General features: G+C 41.1%; 16 protein-coding genes. 6 read left to right on the forward strand and 10 right to left on the reverse strand.

Features of this window, described 5'->3' with window-relative positions; all coding sequences use genetic code 11:
• Positions 1 to 4: 4 nt before the first annotated feature.
• The 5 genes from tsf to rlmE form a co-directional block, all read right to left on the reverse strand.
• Positions 5 to 856, reverse strand: coding sequence for a translation elongation factor Ts (gene tsf / locus DPV92_RS00730; RefSeq protein WP_005710032.1), 852 nt, complete (start codon positions 854 to 856; stop codon positions 5 to 7).
• 105 nt (positions 857 to 961) lie between these two features.
• Positions 962 to 1,678, reverse strand: a complete 717-nt coding sequence (gene rpsB / locus DPV92_RS00735; protein WP_005706354.1) for a 30S ribosomal protein S2 — start codon at positions 1,676 to 1,678, stop codon at positions 962 to 964.
• Positions 1,679 to 1,938: 260 nt separating this feature from the next.
• Positions 1,939 to 3,717: an ABC transporter ATP-binding protein/permease gene (locus DPV92_RS00740; RefSeq protein ID WP_111353191.1), complete on the reverse strand. Its 1,779-nt coding sequence runs from the start codon at positions 3,715 to 3,717 to the stop codon at positions 1,939 to 1,941.
• Positions 3,718 to 3,862: 145 nt separating this feature from the next.
• Positions 3,863 to 5,794 carry an ATP-dependent zinc metalloprotease FtsH gene (gene ftsH / locus DPV92_RS00745; protein ID WP_111353193.1) on the reverse strand — a complete coding sequence of 644 codons (1,932 nt, stop codon included), beginning with the start codon at positions 5,792 to 5,794 and terminating at the stop codon, positions 3,863 to 3,865.
• A 47-nt stretch (positions 5,795 to 5,841) separates the two neighbouring features.
• A complete protein-coding gene (gene rlmE, locus DPV92_RS00750) occupies positions 5,842 to 6,468 on the reverse strand; it encodes a 23S rRNA (uridine(2552)-2'-O)-methyltransferase RlmE (RefSeq protein WP_040216014.1) in 627 nt (208 codons plus the stop codon).
• 271 nt (positions 6,469 to 6,739) lie between these two features.
• Between rlmE and guaB the strand changes: the two genes are divergently transcribed.
• From guaB to DPV92_RS09765, 4 genes are all read left to right on the forward strand, one after another.
• Positions 6,740 to 8,206 (forward strand): IMP dehydrogenase, encoded by a 1,467-nt coding sequence (guaB, locus tag DPV92_RS00755; RefSeq protein ID WP_111353195.1) that lies wholly within the window; start codon positions 6,740 to 6,742, stop codon positions 8,204 to 8,206.
• A 70-nt stretch (positions 8,207 to 8,276) separates the two neighbouring features.
• Positions 8,277 to 8,606 (forward strand): hypothetical protein, encoded by a 330-nt coding sequence (locus DPV92_RS00760; RefSeq protein WP_111353197.1) that lies wholly within the window; start codon positions 8,277 to 8,279, stop codon positions 8,604 to 8,606.
• Positions 8,607 to 8,619: 13 nt separating this feature from the next.
• Entirely contained in the window at positions 8,620 to 10,191 is a 1,572-nt protein-coding gene (guaA, locus tag DPV92_RS00765; protein ID WP_111353199.1) for a glutamine-hydrolyzing GMP synthase, read from the forward strand.
• On the forward strand, positions 10,157 to 10,552 hold the full coding sequence (locus DPV92_RS09765; RefSeq protein WP_133253059.1) for a hypothetical protein: 396 nt from the start codon (positions 10,157 to 10,159) through the stop codon (positions 10,550 to 10,552). Before guaA ends, DPV92_RS09765 begins: the two co-directional genes overlap by 35 nt.
• Positions 10,553 to 10,771: 219 nt before the next feature.
• Here the strand turns inward: DPV92_RS09765 and DPV92_RS00775 are convergent, their stop codons facing one another.
• Entirely contained in the window at positions 10,772 to 15,289 is a 4,518-nt protein-coding gene (locus tag DPV92_RS00775; protein WP_111353203.1) for a S6 family peptidase, read from the reverse strand.
• A 48-nt stretch (positions 15,290 to 15,337) separates the two neighbouring features.
• A complete protein-coding gene (gene pepN, locus DPV92_RS00780) occupies positions 15,338 to 17,944 on the reverse strand; it encodes an aminopeptidase N (protein WP_111353205.1) in 2,607 nt (868 codons plus the stop codon).
• A 309-nt stretch (positions 17,945 to 18,253) separates the two neighbouring features.
• On the opposite strand from pepN, the gene DPV92_RS00785 reads away from it, so the two are divergent.
• Complete coding sequence (locus tag DPV92_RS00785) at positions 18,254 to 18,565, forward strand: CidA/LrgA family protein (RefSeq protein ID WP_404810732.1); 312 nt, start codon at positions 18,254 to 18,256, stop codon at positions 18,563 to 18,565.
• Between the two features lie 8 nt (positions 18,566 to 18,573).
• Positions 18,574 to 19,260, forward strand: a complete 687-nt coding sequence (locus tag DPV92_RS00790) for an LrgB family protein (RefSeq protein ID WP_111353209.1) — start codon at positions 18,574 to 18,576, stop codon at positions 19,258 to 19,260.
• A gap of 73 nt (positions 19,261 to 19,333) precedes the next feature.
• Here DPV92_RS00790 and tsaB read toward each other — a convergent pair whose 3' ends face one another.
• The 3 genes from tsaB to DPV92_RS00805 form a co-directional block, all read right to left on the reverse strand.
• Complete coding sequence (gene tsaB / locus DPV92_RS00795) at positions 19,334 to 20,029, reverse strand: tRNA (adenosine(37)-N6)-threonylcarbamoyltransferase complex dimerization subunit type 1 TsaB (protein ID WP_111353211.1); 696 nt, start codon at positions 20,027 to 20,029, stop codon at positions 19,334 to 19,336.
• A gap of 225 nt (positions 20,030 to 20,254) precedes the next feature.
• Complete coding sequence (gene aroG, locus DPV92_RS00800) at positions 20,255 to 21,337, reverse strand: 3-deoxy-7-phosphoheptulonate synthase AroG (protein ID WP_111353213.1); 1,083 nt, start codon at positions 21,335 to 21,337, stop codon at positions 20,255 to 20,257.
• 194 nt (positions 21,338 to 21,531) lie between these two features.
• On the reverse strand, positions 21,532 to 24,522 hold the full coding sequence (locus DPV92_RS00805) for a DNA translocase FtsK (RefSeq protein WP_111353215.1): 2,991 nt from the start codon (positions 24,520 to 24,522) through the stop codon (positions 21,532 to 21,534).
• Positions 24,523 to 24,524: the final 2 nt, after the last annotated feature.

Consider the following 24,524-nt stretch of genomic DNA (forward strand, 5'->3'; position numbering starts at 1 on the left):
AGAATTAAGCGTTACCGCCAGTGATTTTAGCCACTTCAGCTGCGAAATCTTCTTCTTTTTTCTCGATACCTTCACCTACTTCTAAACGGATGAAGTTAGTTACTTTAGTATTCACTGATTTTAAATAATCACCTACAGTTTGTGAAGGATCCATTACGAATGCTTGACCAGTTAATGAAACTTCACCAGTGAATTTCTTCATTCGACCTTCAACCATTTTCTCAGCGATTTCTTTTGGTTTACCTGAATTGATTGCGATATCGATTTGGATTTGACGTTCGTGTTCAACCACATCTGCTGAAACATCTTCTGGGTTTACGAATTCAGGTTTAGATGCTGCAACGTGCATTGCTACTTTACGTAATTCTTCTTCAGAACCTTCACCAGCCACTAATACACCGATTTTCGCACCGTGTAAGTATTGAGCAATTACTTGACCATCTAAGTATTGAACTCGACGGATAGTCATGTTTTCACCGATTTTAGCTACTAATGCAACACGTTGTTCTTCGAATTTCGCTGCTAATTCTTCGATTGAGATACCTTTGTTTGCTACTGCGTAGTCTGCAACTTCGTTCGCTAAACCTACGAAACCTGCATCTTTTGCTACGAAGTCAGTTTGGCAGTTCATTTCAACTAAAACACCGAAACCGTTAGCAACACGTGCTAAGATAACGCCTTCAGCCGCAGTGTTACCTGCTTTTTTAGCTGCTTTAGCTTGACCAGATTTACGCATGTTGTCGATCGCTAATTCGATATCACCGTTCGCTTCAACTAACGCTTTTTTACATTCCATCATACCTGCGCCAGTACGTTCGCGAAGTTCTTTTACTAATGATGCTGTGATCTCAGCCATTTTACTATTCCTCAGAAATGAATTTTAGATAAGAGAAAGCAGGGATTACTTTTCAGCCCCTGCTCTCAGATGATTTAAGGGCTATGCCTTATTTCAAAATAACGATTATTCTGCGTCTGCTGCTAATTCAGCTTCAACATTTGACCCTTTGCCTTCTTTGATTGCAGCTACTGCTGAATCTAAGTAAAGCTGGATCGCACGAGTTGCGTCATCGTTACCTGGGATGATGTAGTTTACGCCATCTGGTGTAGAGTTAGTATCAACGATAGCAAATACAGGGATACCTAAGTTGTTTGCTTCTTTGATAGCGATGTGTTCATGGTCAGCACCGATTACGAAGATCGCATCTGGTAAGCCGTTCATGTTTTTGATACCACCTAAGCTTAACTCTAATTTTTCTAACTCACGAGTACGCATTAACGCTTCTTTTTTAGTGATTTTGTCAAAAGTACCGTCTTGAGTTTGAGCTTCTAAATCTTTTAAACGTTTGATTGATTGACGTACTGTTTTCCAGTTAGTCAACATACCACCTAACCAACGATGGTTTACGTAGAATTGTTGGCAATCTACTGCTGCTGCTTTAACTGCTTCAGACGCTGCACGTTTTGTACCTACGAATAATACTTTACCGTTGTTGCTTGCAATGCGAGTTAATTCTGCTAATGCTTCGTTGAATAATGGTAATGTTTTTTCAAGGTTTACGATATGAACACCATTACGAGCACCGAAAATGAATGGTTTCATTTTTGGATTCCAGTAACGAGTTTGGTGACCGTAGTGAACGCCTGCGTTAAGCATATCGCGCATAGAAACTTGTGCCATAAGAATTTTCCTTTAAAGTTGTTTGCCTTGCCACTTATGAAAGACAAGACGGGGTTCAGCCTCCATCTATCCTAGAAAACCGACCACAAAGTAGCACCCCAATTTCTAGTTTGATGATAGATGTGTGTTTTAGTGTTAAAAATAAAATCCGTTTTCCATCTAAAAATAGACAAAAAACGGGGCGTATTATGGCAAAAAAAATGGCGAAAATCTAGCACAATTTACAAGCGGTCGAAAAAATTTAACCACTTGCAAATAAATTAGCTATACGCACATTCAAAGCGTGGTTTGCCTAAGGTTATCTGCTTATTGTGGAACTGTTGAAGCGTACAACGATGCCCCACACTGATAATAATACTCTCTGGCAACCAATGCTTAATTGTGAGATATAACATTGCCTCCGTTGGTTCATCTAATGCTGATGTCGTTTCATCTAAGAAAATCAGTTGCGGTTTTGCTAACACAATACGGACAAAAGCAACACGTTGTAACTCTCCTGGTGAAAGCGTGGCTTGCCAATCCATTTCTACGTCTAACGCTTGGGTATATTTATCTAACGAGCACACTTCCATCGCCTGACGAATTTCAAAATCGGTTACCTTTAAATTTGGGTAGCAAATCGCCTCTCGTAATGTGCCCTCTGGCATATAAGGGCGTTGTGGTAAAAACAGCGGTTTATCTAAGCACGCCTGCTCTGCCACACCAAAAGTCTCAAACGGATAAATCCCCGCTAAGGCTTTTAACAAAGTGGTTTTCCCTGCACCAGAAGCCCCTTGAATTAACAACGCATCACCCGCCTGTAGCTCAATATTGATATGTGAAAGCAAAATTTGACCGCTTGCGTCCTTAATTCCAAAGTCACGTAAGTGAAACCCTTTTGTGCAAGGATAAGTTGGCTGGCTAGGAAGGCTATCCAAATGATCAAGTGTAGTAAAGAAACCGTACAGACGGTTTAGTCTTGCCTGATAGAGCGTAAATTCTTCATAAAACAAACGGAAGAACGACAGGGCACGCATCAAACGGTTAAAAGATTGCACAGTTTGATGCATATCGCCAAGTGTTGCCTGACCAGCGAAGAAGCGAGGTGCTTGCAACATAAGCGGTAAAATCATCGCTGTTTGGGTTACGCCCGTGTTAAAGCCGTCTAACCCTAACATTCTTCGTACAATCTCCCAGCGATTTTGAATAATAAAGTTGAACCGATCGTGCAAATGGCTTCGCTCTTTTTCTTCGCCCGAATAAAAAGCGATACTTTCCGCATTTTCACGCACGCGAATAAGCGAATAACGGTAATCCCCTTGCAACTTCTCTTTATTAAAATTCAAACGAATCAGCGGACGACCAATCCAAACTGAAAGAGCGGTTGCAACAAGAATAAAAATATAGATAAAAAAGACAACACCTTTTGGAATTTCCAAGCCAAACAGCATTAATAGCCCTGACAATCCCCATAAAATAATGGTAAATTCAATGGTCGCAACAATCGCATTAAGCACGCCTTTTACCGCTGAAACTGTGCCAGAGATAAAGGCTGAAGCATCTTGCTCGATGCGTTGATCGATATTGTCGGGCAGATCTTTCTGGTAACGAAGGAGATAGTAATTTTTATGATCGAGCCAACGATTAAGCATTTCTGCATTCAATTTTTCAAGCCATTTAATTTCAAAGGCCTGCGTGATCAGATAGTTCACTATGGAATGGGTAATTTTAACCAACACAAGTAAGGCGTTAATACCCGCAAAAAACCAGAAAGCATCGACAGCTTTATCTTGTAAAGATTTATACAAGCCGTTGTAGAAATAGGTGTTGAGCACGCTGATTCGTACTTCTAGCAGCACAAAAAGCAAGATCAAAATAATCAGCCCTAAGGTTTTCCCTTTATGACTTACTGTCCAAGCAGGTTGTACTACTCGCCAAAATTGCTTGCCAAATTTCGTTTTACGCAAAAAAGAGAGTGCGATGGATAATCCCACTAAAAGGAAAACCAACGCACTCATTAACCAAGAAAAGCTGTTATTTAATTCTGTTTGCCAATTCATTCTGCTTCCTAAAGAAAAGAACGGAATTGCGAATAATTCACAATTCCGAGCAAGTTATTTTAGAGAGTAAAAATTTATTGTCAATTATTCGGCAAAAGAAAAGCCAGAAGTATCACTCTTCTGGCTTGCTAAATGTAAGGAATAATTATGAATTATCCGCTATATCGCCCTCTTTTGGCTCACAATCTAAGTCGGAACGAACAGGTTCTTCCGTCGTTTCTATTTTATCATTTTGTGATGAACCTTGCGTTGGTTTATCGTTCCAACCATACGGTTCTCCCACGGGACGGCGAGCCATTAAGTCATCAATCTGTTTGCGATCAAGGGTTTCATATTTCAATAACGCATCTTTCATTGCATGTAAGATGTCCATATTATCTTCCAGTGTTTGTTTCGCACGGTTGTAGTTACGGTCAATGATCTTACGCATTTCCGTATCAATCAATTTTTGCGACTCTTCTGAAACACCTTTGATTGCGCCCATACCATCTTCATTTTGATAGAATATTGGACCAAGCTCTTTCGAGAAACCCCATTGCGTTACCATCGCACGTGCAATTTGGGTGGCACGATGAATATCCGATGAAGCACCTGTGGTAATTTTATCTTCACCGAAAATTAAGCCTTCCGCAATTCGACCTGCAAATAAAGTTGAAAGTTGGCTTTCTAACTTAGTGAACGTTTCACTTACGCGGTCGCCTTCTGGTAAAAATTGGGCAAAGCCTAATGCTTGACCACGTGGCACAATGGTGACTTTGTTCAGCGGATCGTGTTCTGGCATTAAATAACCTACGATAACGTGCCCTGCCTCGTGATATGCCGTATTGATGATCTCTTTTTCCGTCATCGTATTTGAACGGCGTTCTGGTCCCATATTGATTTTATCGCGTGCTTGCTCAAAATCTTCCATCGTGACAACACGGCGATTTTTACGTGCGGCAAATAACGCAGCTTCGTTTACCAAGTTCGCTAATTGCGCGCCCGAATAACCTGGTGTACCACGCGCAATTTGCATTGCGTCCACGCCCTCTGCAATCGGTACTTTTTTCAAGTGAACTTGCAAAATCTGCTCACGGCCTTTCACGTTTGGCAGATCAACAGTAACTTGACGGTCAAAACGACCTGGGCGCGTTAATGCATCATCCAATACGTCTGCACGGTTAGTTGCTGCAATAATAATCACGCCTTCTGAACCTTCAAAACCGTCCATTTCCACTAACATTTGGTTTAAGGTTTGTTCGCGTTCGTCGTGACCACCGCTAAAACCAGCACCACCACGTTTACGACCTACCGCATCAATTTCATCAATAAAGATGATACAAGGGGCGTTTTTCTTCGCTTGCTCGAAAAGATCACGCACACGAGAAGCACCTACACCGACAAACATTTCCACAAAGTCTGAACCAGCCATTGTAAAGAATGGCACTTTGGCTTCGCCCGCAATCGCTTTCGCTAGCAAGGTTTTACCTGTTCCAGGTGGACCAACCATCAAGATTCCTTTTGGAATACGTCCGCCCAATTTTTGGAATTTGCTTGGATCGCGTAAGAAATCAACCACTTCGCCTACTTCTTCTTTCGCTTCATCACAACCAGCAACATCTGCAAAAGTGGTTTTAACTTGATCTGCAGTCAGCATTTTCGCCTTGCTCTTACCAAAGCTAAATGCCCCTTTTCCGCCACCGCCTTGCATTTGACGCATATAGAACGCATAGAAGCCAATTAAAAGCAACATCGGGAACCACGAAATTAAGATTTGCGTTAATAATCCGCGGCGTTCTTCTGGCTGACCTGTTACTGTTGCATCTGTTTTCGATAAATCAGCTAACAAATCACGGTCATACATCGGCATCACAGTTTGATATTTCGTACCATCTTTTTTGGTCACGTTAATTGTTTCACTATTGCTCGTCATATCTACATCTTTTAATGTATTCGTACGAATATCATTTAAGAAAGTCGAATATGCCACCGAATTATTGGCATTGTTACCAAAGTTTGAATTGAAACCTTCAAAGGCAGTCATCAACACAATCGCAACCACTACCCAAAGGATGATATTTTTCACAAAATCGTTCAAGATTAAGCCCCTACACTAGAAATAACTAGAAAAATAAAAAATGAAGATTAGCCTTTATAGCCCGTCGCCACAATATAAACTTCTCGTGAACGATCACGCGAAGCCTCTGGTTTCCGGACTTTCACACTGCTAAACATCGCTCGAATTTCACGCAAATATTCGTCAAAACCTTCACCTTGGAATACTTTGACCACAAAACTGCCTTTTGGTGCCAATACTTGACGACACATATCTAATGCTAATTCCACCAAATACATTGCACGTGGAATATCAACTGATGGCATACCGCTAAAATTTGGCGCCATATCCGACATAACTACATCCACCATATCATCGCCTACACGCTCTAACAAAGCATTGAGCACACTCTCTTCGCGGAAATCGCCTTGTAAGAAATCTACTCCAACAATTGGATTCATATCTAAAATATCACAGGCAATAATACGCCCTTTTCCGCCAACCTGCGTGACAGCGTATTGAGACCACCCACCTGGTGCTGCGCCTAAATCCACCACGGTCATTCCTGGTTTAAACAAGCGGTCTGTTTTTTGAATTTCATCTAATTTGAAATACGCCCTCGAGCGTAGTTTCTGCTTATGTGCCTTCTGAACGAATTGATCTTTAAAGTGCTCCGCCAACCAACGTGACGAGCTGGCACTACGTTTTCTTCCCATTTTGCCTTATTCTCTATAAAACGCTGTCTGTTAATTTATTAGTGTACCATAATAAGGACTATTTATCGCTATTCAAGTAAATAAGTTGATTTCTTTGATAGTTTTTACATTCTTTAAATAAATTTTCTACGCATTTTCCCTAAGCATTTGAGAGCCAGCAAACGATTGCTTAATTTTGCGTTTTTGTGATTTACAGGAGAGAAAAAGCTCTGTATAATTCGCTCGCAATAATTTCTGGCACCATTTTTATTTTATTAAGGAACTATTGCAAATGTCTTTACGAATCAAACAAGAAGCCCTTACCTTCGATGATGTTCTACTCGTCCCTGCACACTCTACCGTCCTTCCAAACACTGCCAACCTTTCCACTCAACTCACTAAAGAAATTCGCTTAAATATCCCAATGCTTTCTGCAGCGATGGATACCGTAACAGAAACCAAATTAGCAATCTCTTTAGCTCAAGAAGGTGGTATCGGTTTTATCCACAAAAATATGACCATTGAACGCCAAGCAGATCGCGTGCGTAAAGTGAAAAAATTTGAGAGCGGTATCGTGTCTGAACCTGTCACTGTTTCACCTGATTTATCCCTTGCAGAATTAGCAGAACTGGTGAAGAAAAACGGCTTCGCGGGCTACCCTGTTGTAGATGGCGAAAATAACTTAATCGGTATCATTACTGGTCGCGACACGCGTTTCGTAAAAGATTTAAGCAAAACCGTTTCGCAAGTGATGACGAAAAAAGACCGCTTAGTGACGGTAAAAGAAGGCGCAAGCCGTGATGAAATCTTGGCTCTTATGCACGAACACCGCGTAGAAAAAGTGTTAATGGTGGACGATAGCTTCAAGCTCAAAGGAATGATCACCGTGAAGGACTTCCAAAAAGCAGAACAAAAACCAAATGCATGTAAAGATGAATTCGGTCGTTTACGTGTTGGTGCGGCTGTAGGTGCAGGCCCCGGTAACGAAGAACGTATTGATGCATTAGTGAAAGCCGGCGTAGATGTATTGTTAATCGACTCTTCTCACGGTCATTCAGAAGGCGTATTACAACGCGTTCGTGAAACTCGAGCAAAATATCCTAATCTTCCAATTGTGGCAGGTAATGTGGCGACTGCTGAAGGTGCTATCGCACTTGCAGACGCAGGCGCAAGCGCAGTGAAAGTAGGTATCGGCCCTGGTTCAATTTGTACAACTCGTATCGTAACTGGTGTAGGTGTTCCACAAATCACCGCTATCGCAGATGCTGCTGCAGCATTAAAAGAGCGCAGTATTCCAGTTATCGCCGACGGTGGTATCCGTTTCTCAGGTGATATTGCAAAAGCTATCGCTGCAGGAGCAAGCTGTGTAATGGTTGGTTCTATGTTTGCCGGTACTGAAGAAGCACCAGGCGAAATCGAACTTTATCAAGGTCGTGCATTTAAATCTTATCGTGGTATGGGTTCATTAGGTGCGATGGCGAAAGGTTCATCAGATCGTTACTTCCAATCTGATAACGCTGCAGACAAACTCGTACCAGAAGGTATCGAAGGCCGTATTCCATATAAAGGTTACCTAAAAGAAATCATCCACCAACAAATGGGTGGATTACGTTCTTGTATGGGCTTAACTGGCTGCGCAACCATCGAAGAATTACGTACAAAAGCACAATTCGTTCGCATCAGTGGTGCGGGCATTAAAGAAAGCCACGTTCATGATGTAACCATTACTAAAGAAGCACCAAACTATCGTATGGGCTAACAATGAATAAAAGAGCGGTTAAATTTGACTGCTCTTTTGAAACATTTCAGACGATCAAAAGGAATTCTCAATGAAAAAATTTATATTACTGATTCCATTTATTCTATCGGGCTGTACATTACTTGGTCCGACTTATACTGGAGAAACAACCGCAGATGATTTACTAAAATATGATACGGCAAGTAATATTAATCTTTTTTTCAGAGCAATCCATAATTGCACGCCTAAACAAATTCACACCCAGATCGATGATGTAAAACTAAATCAGACAACTACCACAGTAGATTTAGTGAATGAAACTTGGACAGTAAAAGGCTGTGATAAAACTGAAATATTTCACATTAAATATATCAGCGATGGACATGGTGGAACTTACATCAATATGACAAAACAAAATTAACATAAGGTAAAAAATGACAAATATCCACAATCACAAAATCCTGATCCTCGACTTTGGTTCACAATACACTCAACTAATTGCACGTCGTGTGCGTGAAATTGGAGTATACTGCGAACTTTGGGCGTGGGACGTAACGGAAGAGCAAATCCGTGAATTTAACCCAACGGGGATTATTCTTTCAGGTGGTCCTGAAAGTACCACTGAAGCAAACAGTCCACGTGCACCAGAATATGTGTTCAACGCAGGCGTGCCTGTGCTAGGTGTTTGCTATGGGATGCAAACTATGGCAATGCAACTTGGCGGTTTAACTGAAACATCAGACCATCGTGAATTTGGCTATGCTTCTGTAAACTTACAAGCAAACGACAGCTTATTTGCAAATTTAAACGATAATTTGACCGCTTCCGAGCCAAAATTAGACGTTTGGATGAGCCACGGCGATAAAGTGACTCATTTACCTCAAAACTTCCAAGTAACAGGGACTACCCCAACCTGCCCAATTGCCGCAATGTCAGACGAAAGCCGTCGTTTCTACGGCGTGCAGTTCCACCCAGAAGTGACCCACACGAAAAGTGGTTTGGCATTATTAACCAACTTCGTAGTGAACATCTGTGGTTGCGAAACCAAATGGACGGCAGAAAACATTATTGAAGATGCCGTTGCACGTATTAAAGCGCAAGTGGGCGACGACGACGTAATTTTAGGCTTATCAGGCGGTGTAGATTCTTCTGTTGTAGCGTTGTTATTACACAAGGCTATTGGCAAAAACTTGCACTGTGTCTTCGTAGATAACGGTTTACTTCGCTTAAACGAAGGCGATCAAGTGATGGAAATGTTCGGCAATAAATTTGGCTTGAATATTACTCGAGTAAATGCAGAAGATCGCTTCTTAAGCGAATTGGCAGGCGTGGACGAACCGGAAGCGAAACGCAAAATCATCGGTAAAGTGTTCGTAGACGTGTTCGACGATGAATCGAAAAAACACCCTAACGTAAAATGGTTAGCTCAAGGCACGATCTACCCAGACGTGATCGAATCTGCCGCCAGCAAAACCGGCAAAGCTCACGTGATTAAATCGCACCACAACGTAGGCGGCTTACCGGATTATATGAAACTCGGTTTAGTGGAACCTCTGCGCGAATTATTCAAAGACGAAGTGCGTAAAATTGGCTTGGCATTAGGCTTACCGGTTGAAATGCTTAACCGCCACCCATTCCCAGGCCCAGGCTTAGGCGTGCGTGTATTAGGCGAAGTGAAAAAAGAATACTGCGATTTATTACGCCGTGCTGATGCGATCTTTATCGAAGAATTACACAAAGCGGATTGGTATTACAAAGTCAGCCAAGCTTTCACCGTGTTCTTGCCAGTGAAATCTGTAGGCGTAATGGGCGACGGTCGTAAATATGACTGGGTAGTTTCCCTACGTGCTGTCGAAACCATCGACTTTATGACCGCACATTGGGCACATCTGCCGTATGACTTACTTGGCAAAATCTCCAACCGCATCATCAACGAAGTGAATGGTATTTCTCGCGTGGTGTATGACATAAGTGGAAAACCGCCAGCGACGATTGAGTGGGAATAAAAACCCTGCTTTTCATCCTATTTCAATTCATTTCAAAATGACCTCAAAGCCTTGTGAAAGCAAGGCTTTTTTGTTATCAAGATCACAGACAAAGAAGATCACATCCGATAGAACCCGGCTCAATTTATTACATTTGGAGAAACATAATGAAAAAACAGCTGATTTTGCCAATAAAAACGTAGAAGGTCGTTTATATGACCGCACAACATTAAAAGATAAAAAAGCACTCCCTGAAATTACACTTAAAAAAGGAACGATAATGTCCTTAGATAGCATCGCAAGTTTTGGTGATGTAGCTCATGCAAATATTGATGGAGTACAAGTGTGCACACCTTATGCAGGTACGTTTATGGGGACATAATGTCAAAGAGGTAGACGGATTTGAGATGATCGTCATAACCTTTATGAAGCCTTTGTAGGTAAAAAATAACGCCTATAAACTTAAAAAAACCACCGCTAAACGGTGGTTTTTTGTGAGAAAACAACATTACATTTTTTAAATCGTTAGACGTATCATACAGTAGTAATTTTCATTGAAATAGCCTACTAACCAAAGCCGACAAACTCAATAATGTGTTTCCTACCAACTAAAGCCCACTTTCACCGCACCAAATTTTTGCGGTGCGACATTAGAACCTTTAAGTATTCCGAGGAAAGTGCTGAAATTCCATTGGTTGAACTGTGCACTTAAGGCAAGTTCGTGGGTGAAATAACGTCCGAATTGTTGTTTCATTGCCACATCGTTTACGCTTAACGCTCCATCAATCGCAAGTTTGTGTTGGGTCGTATCATAGTAGTTAGTCGTGAAACTTGGGGTCACTTTCATATCGTTGATATCGAAAGTTTTATCAAGTTTAATGCCTACACGGTAAGCGGTTAAGTGTAAGGCTTTACTGTCAATTTTCGCTTCGGAAAGATTGTAATTTGCCCCAGATAAACGATAGTAACGTACACCCACAGAAGGTTGTACATTCATCCAACCACTAAGATCCCAACTTGCTCCAAGGTTTCCGCCCACATTGAAGATATTGCGATGGAATACGTTATCCACACTGTCAAATTTCACCGTATTGCGGCTGCGACCATAACCTAAATCCATACTTGCGAAAATGCCGTTGTCCCAGTTGCCTTTTACAAATGCATTGACCGAGGTTAAACGATTTTTGCCTGAAACATTCTCATCAAACTCATTGTTTGCACGAGAATGGGAAAGTATAGCCCCGATTTTCACGTTGTCCGTCACATCTTGAGCTACGCCGATTTGCGTCAGTGTTATCGTTTGTTTATAAGGGCGGTAATAATCGGAACGATAAGTCTGTTTAGTCGACTCCGTATTCACCCACACATTAGATGGATCTTGGCTCAATAAATGGCGGTCAAGATTACGCCCAATTTGCAATGCTCCATTTACATTAGCTGAAAGTTCAGATAATGCCGTGTTTGAATAACGGCTGATCAACTGTGATTGAACTGGTATGGACACTGTTTCTGATTGCGTGCTTAAAAATTGTTGAATTTCTTGCTCAGTTTGGTAAGCCTTATTAAGGCTGTCTAATAATGCTAATACAGACTTATTTAAAGAAGACTGTGCAATATCCATCTCACTTTGGTTACCTTGAGCATTAGCTAATGCTTGTTGAGCCAATTCTATACGTTCAATACTTGCATCAATTTCTTCCTCAAATAAAGTAACATTACCTTCATTCGCTACTTTAGCCACTTTGCGACATATATCAGAAGATAAATCCTGAGCTTCACAAAGCTGTTGAGCTCGAGCTATACTACTAGATAAACCAGCCTGTAAACGATTCATTTCTTCCAACACATTGTCTTGGCGAGATTCAAGAAAACGTAAATCTGTTTCTGTTTGATTAACTAGATTTAATAACTGTTGAGCTGCCTGTTGGCTATATTTAGCTTGCTCACTCAAGGCACGGTATTCATTACGTTGTTTTTCTAATAATGCTTGTAATTGAGTAAATTGTTTATATAGTTTACCACGTTTAATAAAACGAATACGGGCAGTCCGATTATACTCTGAGGTAGCATGGTTATAGCTATTAGTCGTATTGTGAATCTCCTCTAATAGACGAACTGCACGATTCTGATCTATTTTATTCACTCCTTCCGCTTGTGTATATGATCTTTGTAAACGTGCTAATTCATGCTCCTTATCTACTAAAACTTGATGTACAACATGAAACTCTCGCTGGCTATTTGCTACTAACTCCGAATTACTGCCAAAATGTAATTCAGCATCACGTAATGGATTATATAAACGGTAATCATTGTTGAAGTTAGCTAAAATATAGCGATACGCACCTAAATCCACGAAACCATTTTCCAAAGCAAAATGTGCATTTTGACGATACTGCTTAGGATGATTCAGTTTTACCAAACTTAATGGGGTCACATTTTTCGGCTCTTCCCCTGTATTCTTCAGTGATAGTAAATAATTCCCAGAAGCTAATCCATTGACAACCACATTATCACCGCGGCTTTCTGCTACATTCGCTAAGAAACGAAAATGTCCATTACCTGTTAATTGCCCATCCACCACCAACTGGTTGAATTTCACCCATCCCTTGTAAGTAGAATTCATCTCATTATATAAACTATTGAGCGTTATCTGGCTATTGGGTGCAAGAAACAAATTTCCAACAACACTATTATTGTTTAATGTCCATTCACTATGTGGTAACAAATTAACTTGTGTTTCTGCACCTACTGAATTAATACGCCCCATTAAATGAGCCTTGCCCAAACTAAATTGGCTCTGATGTTCTAACGAAACATCACCATATATACTTGTTACAGGTACGCTATTAAATGCAGATTGAGAAATAACAGCCTTTTCTGAACATTTTGTTGTACCACTATAACTTTCTCGAATACATTCATCAGACTTCCCTTGTGCAAATCCAAGTTGAATTTGAGCTTGATGACGTGCATTAAAGTTACCTTCTAATACACTAACATTACGGCTGCTCTCAAGAGTCGCATTGCCTGCCACATCGAATTCATTTGCTTTGAACTGTCGGTTAATCCAATTTTCTTCTTCAATGACCTCTTTTTTATTAAGATGGTCATAGGCGTGTGGAACAGGAACACCTGATAATAGCAATTTCCCGTTTTCTACATAAATATTACCATTAAGATTCGTTCCTCCTGTCAAAGACAAAATACTATTTGCAACTTGAGGACGATAAGCAATTGATAATCTTCCATTGTGATATCGCTGATCAGTTTCCCCCAAAAATCCGCTATACGTATCTAGATGTTTTTGCGCGTTAGCTTCTGATAATACTCTCTGAATAACCTCAGATTTATTATTTCCTAAAAATTCCCAGTCATTTGTGGTTTCCATATCCCAAGGGAAATAGGCTCTAGGATTTTTTCCTTCTTTTAGACGGAAATAATCTAATCGGTTATTCCTGTGATTATTTTTGTATTCATAAATTGCTAATGATGTCGTTGGGTGTTGCCCCCAATTTACCCATTCAATATCTTGTTGAGCAAAATTATCACGCCCAATAATATTAATTTCGGCTGCCTGGGTACGGCTATTATTAACAATTTTTGCACCATCATCCGAATTTTGAATTCTGTGGAAAGTAAGATTGTGGCCATTTACATCTAAACGTCCACCACGAAAACCGAAGTAGATATTATCGGGGTTTACTTGTTTGTCGTTCGCTAAAACTACCGTGCCACGTCCACTAGTAATCCCCACTTGGTTAAAGGCTTGTTGCTGACCATTTAAAGATTTTTGGTTAAGAACAACTGTGCCCTCACCTACACTAATATCCCCTAAGTTCTTGCCTTGCCCATCAACATAAAGCGTACCTGTGCCGAGTTTTGACAAGCGGTCATTTTTGGGATTTTTTACACGCCAATTAACCGTTTTATTGCCATTAACCACAACCCCAGCGCCAAGCCAAGTCACATCATTACCATCAGTTCTAACTATCGCATTTTGGTTAAAATGCAAGGCACCAGCACCTTGGTTAATACTCTCTTTTAACACAAGAGTTGAACTATCACGTCCAGTAAAATGCACCGTTTTTCCATTATCTAAAGACGGTCGTTGGCGATTTTCATCTTGTGAAGCCACATTTACATTTGTAACAGGAATTTCGACCGCTTGATTACCACTTTGTAGTACGCTCTTACCCACACCTCGATTTTGCCACGAGTAAGTTGAGCCGTTTAGGCTTACTGTCATTTCATCATTTTCAAATGCACGATGAATAGAATCAGGCTGTATAATTGTATAAATATTATTTTTACCATCATAGCCATTGAAGGTAGAAAGTACGCCCGCTAATACCCAACGCTGCTCTTTAGCATCATAAGCAAGTAAAGCCGAACCACTATCACCTGGTAAGCCATAGGTACCCAACATTTCATAAATATCACCACTAAATAATACCCAATTATCCATTGAACTATTTGGTTTAAGTGGGGTACCTCCTGTAAGATAATTATAACCGGAAGTAAGAGATGTCTTTTCTTTACCATCTTTACTACGTAAATATTGTTGACCAGATCCTACTCGTACAAAATATGGATAACGCTCTTTATCTAAAAACGCACCATTTTTCGGCCCTGTTTTTCTATTGTTATCAAAAGCGATATTATTCAATGGAATTGGGGTAACTTCAGTAACCAGTTTATGCAAACGAGGGGAATGGAAGTCGTATTTATCGTGATTATTGCGATCAGTAATCAAATAATCAAAGTGATGGCTATCTGGATTATTACTATTTTCACCAAATTGCACAGAGCCATAGCCACTATTGTGTTTAACACTAGCGACATATTGAGGATTAAACAAGGTTGCTACACCACTTACTCGGCTAGCTACGTGTAAATCAGGCATTGGTAAATTTGGCAACATCGTACCAACTTGTTTGCCTTGTTTATCAAAGATAGGAATATTTTTTGCTCCAATAAAGAATTGTCCTTTATTCTCAGCAAAATCGCGGAAATATTGATAGTCCACATCATTGCGAACCATTGAGGCTTGCATCCCTGCACACATCACAGCAACATTTAACGCAATAAAAGTTGGACGAAAAATGTTTGATTTATACATAAAAAGCCCTCAGAAACTAACTATAAATAACTGAGGGCAATTGTAAATTTAGTGTAAAGACTTGTCAATTTTCTCAAATAGGTCACGAGCCAAGTTATCAAGCCCTTTTAAGCGTTCTAAGCCACGACGCATTAAGGTCTGACGCTGACCATCATAGCGAGAAAGTTTGACTAACGGCTCAATTAAGCGTGAAGCTACTTGCGGGTTGCTATCATTGAGTTTAATCAACATATCGACCAAGAAGCGGTAACCTGAACCATCAATATTGTGGAAGGCTTTCGGATTCTGGCTTGCGAATGCACCCACGACTGCACGCACGCGGTTTGGATTGTTGAAGTTAAAACTTCTGTGATGTAACAAGCCCTGCACAACATCCAATACCTCTTCATCTGGACGGGTGGCTTGCAATGCAAACCATTTATCCATCACCAAGCCATCTTGATACCATTGTGCTTCAAAGTCTGCTAACAATTCATCACGGCACTCTAATTCTGCTTTAGTTGCAGCTGAAAGTGCAGCAAGCGTATCGGTCATATTATTTGCCTGCTCATAGTGTGCTTTAACCAATTTCTCACCCAAATCACTAAAGGCAAGGTAAGACAAGCACACATTACGCAACGCACGTTTTGCCATATCTTCGCCATTAACGCGATATTCAGCGCAACGATTTGCTTTATAAAGTTTAAATAGACGATCTTCAAAATAAGCTGCAATCGACTCAACGAGGAACTCTCTCACTTTCGCAATGCCTACAGGGTCAATTGTGTCGAATAACTCGGCAAAATCGGTTTCTTTCGGCATCGTCAACATTAACGCGGTAAGTTGCGGATCTTCCACATTATCAAGCAACATCTCAATCGCTGAGCCAAACTCGTGCGAGAATTGCATCATTCCGCCTTGTTGCAAGCGGGTTAAATTTTCTTTTAATTCGCCATTAAAGAGCGATTGAATCGCATCCCAACGTACAAAATCATTTTTCGCAAATTTCAATAAACTAATCAATTGGGATTTACTATAACTGAAATCTAACTTCACAGGGGCAGAGAAATCGCACAATAATGCAGGCACAGGCTGCGTTTTCACGCCAAAAAATTCAAATGTTTGCTGACTTTCCGTCACATTCAACACATCTGACATCTCCGATGCTTCGCTTCTTAGCGGTAAATTTTGACCGCTTGTAGGATCAACCAACGCCACTTTAAGCGGAATATGCAAGTTCAATTTTTCAACCTGATCTGCCGTTGCTGGCGTTTGCTGGCTTACGTTTAAGCGATACACTTGGCGAGCCGCATCATACTCATCGGTCACAGCTAGAATTGGCGTACCTGATTGGCTATACCAACGACGGAATTGGGTTAAATCCATGCCAGAAGCACGTTCCATTGCGGAAACAAAATCTTCGCAAGTCGCTGCCGTACCATCGTTTTCTGCCACATAAAGTTGCATTCCTTTTTGGAATTTCTCTTCACCTAAAAGCGTATGAATCATTCTAATAACTTCCGCCCCTTTCTCATAAACGGTCACGGTGTAGAAGTTATTCATCTCAATCACTTTTTCAGGACGAATTGGGTGTGCCATCGGGCTAGCATCTTCAGCAAATTGTACGGTACGCAACAAACGCACATCTTCAATGCGTTTTGCTGGGCGAGACCATAAATCCGAGGTAAATTCTTGATCACGGAATACGGTTAAGCCCTCTTTCAAGCTCAACTGGAACCAATCGCGACAAGTAATGCGATTACCCGTCCAGTTATGGAAATATTCGTGTGCGATCACACTTTCGATATTGATGTAATCTTCATCAGTTGCAGTTTCTGGTTTTGCCAATACGAACTTAGAGTTAAAGACATTCAAGCCTTTATTCTCCATCGCGCCCATATTGAAGAAATCAACTGCGACAATCATATAAATATCTAAATCGTATTCTAAACCGAAACGATCTTCGTCCCATTTCATCGCACGTTTTAAGCTCTCCATTGCCCAGCCTGCACGGTCTAGATTGCCCTTATCAACATAGATCTCAAGTGCCACTTCACGCCCATTTTTCGTGATGAATTTGTCTTGCAATAAATCAAAATCGCCCGCCACCAATGCAAACAGATAGCTTGGTTTAAAGAACGGATCTTCCCACTCTACCCAATGGCGACCATCTGCCAATTCGCCTTGTGCAATACGGTTACCGTTCGATAGTAAGAACGGATATTTTTCCTTACTCGCAGTGATTTTTGTGCGATATTTTGCAAGCACATCAGGTCTATCCAACATATAAGTGATTTGACGGAAACCTTCCGCTTCGCACTGTGTACAAATTCCATCGCCCGACTGATACAAGCCTTGTAATGAGGTGTTCTGTGCTGGATTTAAGGCAGTTTCAATTTGCAATTGGAATTTATCTGCTTGCTCTGCTACATTCACTGTTAATGACTCCGTATCTCGCTCAAATTCAACGTGCTCTTGCCCATTCAATTTTAACGAGAGGAAATCAAAGCTATGCCCATCTAATTTAAGATGAGTCGCCCCTTCAGTTTTACGCTCAACATTGAGCACAGAAGTCACAAATGTTCTCTCTGCATCAAGTTGAATGTCTAAATAAATCTCCGTGATCGTGAAATCAGGAGCACGATAGTCCTTACGGAATTTTGCTTTTGGTTGCATAGTATCGTCCTTTAGTTTTTAATTCTTTATCAGTTTATCATTAAAAAATAGAAAAATAGAAATATTCTCTTCTCAATTGTTAATAACATAAAATGCCAAGCAACATCTTGACAAGATTTTTTAAAGAAAAATTAAGCTAAATCAAATTTTCTTACTCCTATAGCGGTATAATTTGATTTATTTTTTACAAATCATAAAAAAATTCAATTGTGATTTGCAAAAAGTAAGTGAATTTATACCGTTTTTTTAGGAGGATATGTGATTTTCAAAGTCATTCGCCTTTTACTCTCGCTTGCTTTGCTCTTTGGTATGCTTTATCTGGGGAAATTGATTGCTTATTTCATTCCTATCGGTATCTCAGATAGCATCTGGGGTATGTTATTGCTCTTCGCTTGCCTTGTGATTGGCATAGTTAAAGTGGAATGGGTTACGCCGAGTGCACGCCCATTAACGCGTTATATGACCGTGTTTTTCATCCCGGTCTGTGCAGAAATTATTGAACACGTGGATGTTTTATATTCGCACGTGGTCTCATTCCTACTCGCGAATGTCCTCAGCTCCACTTTATCGCTCATGTTAATCGGTTTATTCGCACAAAAAATGTTCCATCGATATAAATAGAGGCAGCTATGATTTATCTCTTTTCTATTCTAACCATTTTCGCTTTTCTCGTAGGGCAACAAGTCAGCAAAAAACTGCGTTCCAATGTGCTAAATCCATTCCTGATTGCCTTGGTAATTGTGGTGGCATTACTCTATTTTGTCGATATTCCCTATCAATCATATTATCAAGGCAACTTTCCGCTAAACAATTTACTTGGCATCTCTGTTGTTGCTTTAGCTTTACCCTTTTATGAACAGCTCCCGCAAATCCGCAAAAAATGGAAACCTATTGTCGCGGTATTACTTTTCAGTACCTTTGTTACAATGTTTACTGGTGTATTCTTTGCCGTGATTTTAGGAGCACATCAAGATATTTTAGCGACCATTATTCCCAAATCAGTCTCTACCCCGATTGCGATTGCGATTGCTGGACAAATTGGCGGAAGCTCTGCGATTACTGCCGTAGGCGTAATGATTGCAGGTTTACTTGGTTCTGTTTTGGGCTTCTCAATTTTACACTGGTTGGGTGTACGAAATGTACGTGCGATAGGTTTAACGATGGGTTCTGTTTCCCACGCATTAGGCACTGGACGTTGTATGGAATATAGCGTGAAAACGGGCAGTTATAGCTCAATTGCATTGGTTGCCTGTGGCGTGCTTTCTTCTATTTTTGCTCCCGTTATGTATAAACTAGCGGTAATGCTTTTCTATTAAAATACCTAAATAAAAAGCTGAAATAACCAATATTTTAAGTATCTAATATGGTTATTTCAGCTTACAAATTTCTTTACTGCTTATGTGGCAACTTCTTCCAAGTCACTTCATTGCGTAAATAAACAGGTTCAATTTCATCAACCAATTTTACATTGCCTTTCGCAATTTCTTGCTCAGCTAAGGCAAGCATATATTTTGCCGAAGGTAAGGTAATTTCACTTATCGCAAGCGGTAAATTTTGCTCAGCAAATTGCGGATAAGCTGCCCAGCCTGTGCCCACCACGGTAATCTTATCGGTATCTAATTGAAACTGTACTAATGCGCGTTCTGGCGAGCAAACTTGCTCTTTCACTTTCTCAATCCAACCGTTTTCGGTACGAACTAATTGCGAAAAATAGACTTCATTCATTCTGGCATCAATCAAGGCAATCACTTCTGTTGCACCTAATTCTTGATAAGCCTGCTCTGCCATTGTGGTGAGGTTTGAAATTGGTACGACTTTTAGTTCCGCTCCTAACGCTAAACCTTGAGCAACACCCACGCCTACCCGTACGCCCGTAAAACTGCCTGGTCCTCGGCCAAAAGCTAAGTAATCAACCTCTTTGATGGAAAGATTGGCATTTTTTAATAAGCCATCGACCATCGGTAAAATACGTTGCGTGTGCGTTCTTGGGCTAAGTTCATCTTCAAAAGTGATGCGATCTTGATGTAATAAAGCCACCGAACAAGCTTCAGTGGCAGTATCTAATGCGAGAATGATGTTTTTCATTAAGGTGCTCTAAAAATAATATTCAACGAATCTCACTCTCTTCCCTTGTGGGTGAGAGACAAAAAAATTGGGTTCAGCAATTTTTCAGAGAGAGGGGGAAAATGTAGAAAACCCAATTTTGCAAAAGAGCAGTCAAAATTGACCGCTTACCCATCCCCCTTATTTCAATTCTACTCGAATTGAAATTTCCCTCGCCCACAGGGACAAGGGAAGAAATGATAGAAATTATCTATTATGTTTACGACGACGCTCTTCCACCGCTTCAGCTAAGGCAAATAACGCTTTTTCGCTATCTTCCCAGCCGATACAACCGTCGGTGATACTTTGGCCGTAAACTAAATTTTCAAGAGTTTGACCTGCTTTCAGATCTTGACGACCTTCCACTAAATGGCTTTCGATCATCACGCCTGAAATTAAATCTGAACCGTCTGCAATCTGTTTGCAAACGTCTTCACACACATCCATTTGACGTTTGAACTGCTTGCTGCTGTTAGCGTGGCTGAAATCAACCATCACGTGGGGACGATGACCTGATTTTTCGATCTCTGCACACACTGCCGCAACAGATTCCGCATCGTAGTTTGTACCTTTATCGCCGCCACGTAAAATAATATGGCAATCCTGGTTGCCTTCAGTCGAGACGATTGCTGAATGACCAAATTTAGTTACCGACAAGAAATGGTGCGGTGACTCTGCCGAAGCAATTGCATCTAACGCAATTTTTACGCTGCCATTGGTACCATTTTTAAAACCTACTGCGCAAGATAGTCCTGAAGCTAATTCACGGTGTACTTGTGATTCTGTCGTACGAGCCCCAATCGCACCCCAGCTCATAAAATCTGCCATATATTGTGGCGTGATCATATCCAAAAATTCACCCGCTGCTGGCACGCCTAAATCGTTAATATCTGAAAGCACTTTACGACCTAAACGTAAACCATCGTTTAATGCGTAAGTTTCATTCAAATATGGATCATTGATTAAACCTTTCCAGCCCACTGTGGTACGTGGTTTTTCGAAATATACACGCATAACCAGTTCAAGATTTTGGTTAATTTTTGGATTTGCACGCATGGCTTTAATTCGATTAGCATATTCAATTGCAGCTTTTGGATCGTGGATCGAGCAAGGCCCAATCACCACTAATAAACGATCATCTGCACCATGAATAATTTTATGAATTGCTTGGCGTGTTTTTTCCACCGTTTCTGCTGCAACATCGCTCGCAGGAAAACGCTCTAATAAAGCAATCGGCGGTAAAAGTTGTTCAATATTTTTAATACGAAGGTCATCATTTTTGTAAGACATTGTGTTCTCTCTTGTTGTGTTATGAGTAAGTGGCTATAAAGGTAGTGTAATCAAATTAAAATGTCAAACACTTTGTACTATTACAGTAGTACAAAATTACTTTAATTAGTAAAATTTATACAAATGGCATAAATAAGCGGTGATTCTAACCAGATTTTTTACAAAATACTCAGCAAAAACCACCGCTTGCTTATTTAAATAATTTCTCGTCTACCTCGATGATCTGGTGCTGAAAGAATTCCTTCTTGCTCCATTTGATCTAAGATGCGAGCCGCTCGCGGAAAACCTAAATTTAGCTTGCGCTGAATACCACTTGCCGTTGTAATGCCTGTTTCTAATACGAATGCCATCACTTCATCAAAACGCGCGTCAAGTTCTCCAGCACCTCCTTCACTCCGCTCTTCAGGCTCTTGAGGCGATTCCAAAATGCTCTCAATATATTCTGGTTTGCCACGAGCTTTCCAATTATCCGCCACATTTATAACATCATCATCGCTCATATAAGCCCCGTGCACACGCACCAACTCTGGGCTACCCGCTTTGGAATAAAGCATATCGCCGCGACCGAGTAAGTTTTCCGCCCCAATGCTATCTAAAATAGTGCGAGAATCGTAAGGACTTGCCACCGTAAACGCAATACGACTTGGAATATTCGCTTTAATCACGCCTGTAATGACATCGGTTGATGGGCGCTGCGTTGCCAAAATCAGATGAATCCCCACCGCACGGGCTTTTTGTGAAATACGCATAATGTATTCCTCCACCTCTTTGCCTGCAGTCATCATCAGATCGGCAAATTCATCCACCACCAAAACAATGTAGCTGAGTTTACCCAATGCAGGCGGCATTTTGTCCATTGAGTCGCCCTCTTTCCAACTTGGATCTGCAATTGGCATACTCATTGCTTCAGCTTCATCAATTTTATTATTGTAGCCTGTAATGTTACGCACGTTTAAATGAGTCAGTAAAGTGTAGCGACGCTCCATCTCATCCACAGCCCAACGCAAGGCATTTGCCGCCTTTTTCATATCAATCACAACAGGCGTAAGCAGGTGCGGAATATCGTTATACACCGAAAGTTCAACCTGTTTCGGGTCAATCATAATCAAGCGAACTTGTTCAGGCGTAAGTTTATAGAGCAAGCTCAAAATCATGGTGTTGATCCCAACCGACTTACCGCCCCCCGTTTGACCTGCAACAAGCAGATGCGGCGTTTCCACCATATCTATAATCACGGGTTTATTCGCCAAATCTTTCCCCAAAATCATCGGTAGTTTGGCTTTGGTATAACGGAACTCATCGCTTGCAATTAAATCACGCAACCATACAATTTCACGATGCGGATTGGGCACCTCAATGCCCATATAAGGCTTACCAGGCACCACATCGGTAATGCGAATAGTAGACATCATTTCGCGGGCTAAATCACTCGCCAACGAGGTAATTTTCGCTGCCTTTACACCCACAGCGGGTTTAATCTCATAACGGGTAACCACAGGCCCCACTAATACATCCTCAACCGTCGCTTTCACGCCATAGTTTGCCAATGCAGTTTCAATACGACGAGAAGTGGCAATAATTTCGCCCTCAGTCATCTGCTGACCGCTTGGCTGATGCTCTTCTAACAAATCCAATGTGGGTAAGGGGGTTGTTGGTTTTTCTAATTTTTTACTCCCTTGCAACAACGGATGAATTAAGGTTTCACCGTAGCCTCCTCGGGGATAGTCGGGGATTTTGTGCCCTTCGGTGCCTACTGCTGCTTTTAATGGTGTGGTGAATTTTGACGGCGTAGGTTCAGTGCGAATTTGCACATTAGTTGGCAAGGCCGTTTCAAAATGGCTTGAGCCTTCAGTAATCTTATTAAAAGTATGCTCTAAGCCCGCTGCTTTTGCTCGTGCCTCAATTTCCGCCAAACGCTGGCGTTCCATTTCCGCAAACTCACGTTCACGAATCGCATCAAAATCCTCATCTTGTGCTTCTCTCTCTTCATCCTCTGCCATTAATTTAATCTCAGGCGAAGGCGATTGCATAAAATGAGGCACTTCGTTCTCAGATGCTACTTGTTCAACCGCATCAATACCAGAATCCTCATTCGTTAAACGTACACGAATTTTCGGTTGAGTGGGCTGATTTGCACTATTTTCTGTAAAATCCACCACTTGTTCCATAGGATCTGCTTGTGGATCAACAGGGTTTAAACGTACTTTTAGCAGTTCCACATTCAACCCAATGTTATTTTCAGTTTGAGTCGGTTGCACTTCCGTTTCAGGTTCAGGCAAGCTAATTTTTGGCAGCTCAGTATGCATATCTGCAGGATTAAACAAATTCATCTCTACAGTTTTCGCCACTGTCGCAGGCTTAATATCAGAATCCATCTCAGAAGAAGAGGTTTCAGCCGAATAAATTTCAGCAACAGAAACTTGCTGCAAACCGCTGATATTAGGGCGTTTAAAGATCGCAGGATCCGTCAACTGTTCATCCATTGAAATAACGGTTTCCACACGCTCTTCTGGCTGTGCTTCGGTCGCAAGCGGTGAATTTTCACTATCAACTTGCAAATCATCTTCGGTTGACTCAACTTCGGCCACAGGTTTCACTTGCAGCGATTTTTCTTCCATTTTAGTATCTTTCGCACTTACCCAATCATAGAAATTAATCAATAATGGAATAAGCGTTTGACCTGAGCAAAAATAGAACCCGATTGCGGTCAGTAGCATTGCCACAAATAAACCACCGAATTGCCCGATATGCTCGCTCATCAAGCCTTGGCTCATTGCCCCGACAAAACCGCCTGACAGATAATTCGGTGAGTTCGATAAAATAGTATTCGCTAAGCCTGCCAAGCCAATCATCAGCACAAAGAAGCTCAAACTACGGAGTAAAATGCCTTTCAACGTTGCATTTACTGCCCCTCGCGTAAGCAACATATAAGCGGAGAACCCCGTTAAACTGAAAGGCAATAAGAACGCAATTTTTCCGAAGAAGGCATACAATAAATCAATTAACCATGCCCCCAATACGCCTGTTTTATTCAGTACTTCACTTGTTGCCGTGCTCGCCACTGACCATGCATTATCTAACGGGCTATAGCTTGCCCACGCGAAAATAAGATAAATCCCAAACAAGCCACAAAGGGCAAAAAGAAAATTAAAGGCAGTTTCTTTTCCTTTAAGTCGTCTAATCACAA

Origin of the sequence: Pseudohaemophilus paraphrohaemolyticus (assembly GCF_003253115.1) — a bacterium.
In the GTDB taxonomy this organism is placed as follows: Bacteria; Pseudomonadota; Gammaproteobacteria; order Enterobacterales; family Pasteurellaceae; genus Haemophilus_A; species Haemophilus_A paraphrohaemolyticus_A.

What these genes read in the sequence shown, in the direction of transcription:
- tsf (WP_005710032.1), bottom strand. Translation starts at nt 856, where the DNA reads ATGGCTGAGATCACAGCATCATTAGTAAAAGAACTTCGCGAACGTACT.
- rpsB (WP_005706354.1), bottom strand. Translation starts at nt 1,678, where the DNA reads ATGGCACAAGTTTCTATGCGCGATATGCTTAACGCAGGCGTTCACTAC.
- DPV92_RS00740 (WP_111353191.1), bottom strand. Translation starts at nt 3,717, where the DNA reads ATGAATTGGCAAACAGAATTAAATAACAGCTTTTCTTGGTTAATGAGT.
- rlmE (WP_040216014.1), bottom strand. Translation starts at nt 6,468, where the DNA reads ATGGGAAGAAAACGTAGTGCCAGCTCGTCACGTTGGTTGGCGGAGCAC.
- guaB (WP_111353195.1), top strand. Translation starts at nt 6,740, where the DNA reads ATGTCTTTACGAATCAAACAAGAAGCCCTTACCTTCGATGATGTTCTA.
- DPV92_RS00760 (WP_111353197.1), top strand. Translation starts at nt 8,277, where the DNA reads ATGAAAAAATTTATATTACTGATTCCATTTATTCTATCGGGCTGTACA.
- guaA (WP_111353199.1), top strand. Translation starts at nt 8,620, where the DNA reads ATGACAAATATCCACAATCACAAAATCCTGATCCTCGACTTTGGTTCA.
- DPV92_RS00775 (WP_111353203.1), bottom strand. Translation starts at nt 15,289, where the DNA reads ATGTATAAATCAAACATTTTTCGTCCAACTTTTATTGCGTTAAATGTT.
- pepN (WP_111353205.1), bottom strand. Translation starts at nt 17,944, where the DNA reads ATGCAACCAAAAGCAAAATTCCGTAAGGACTATCGTGCTCCTGATTTC.
- DPV92_RS00785 (WP_404810732.1), top strand. Translation starts at nt 18,254, where the DNA reads ATGCTTTATCTGGGGAAATTGATTGCTTATTTCATTCCTATCGGTATC.
- DPV92_RS00790 (WP_111353209.1), top strand. Translation starts at nt 18,574, where the DNA reads ATGATTTATCTCTTTTCTATTCTAACCATTTTCGCTTTTCTCGTAGGG.
- tsaB (WP_111353211.1), bottom strand. Translation starts at nt 20,029, where the DNA reads ATGAAAAACATCATTCTCGCATTAGATACTGCCACTGAAGCTTGTTCG.
- aroG (WP_111353213.1), bottom strand. Translation starts at nt 21,337, where the DNA reads ATGTCTTACAAAAATGATGACCTTCGTATTAAAAATATTGAACAACTT.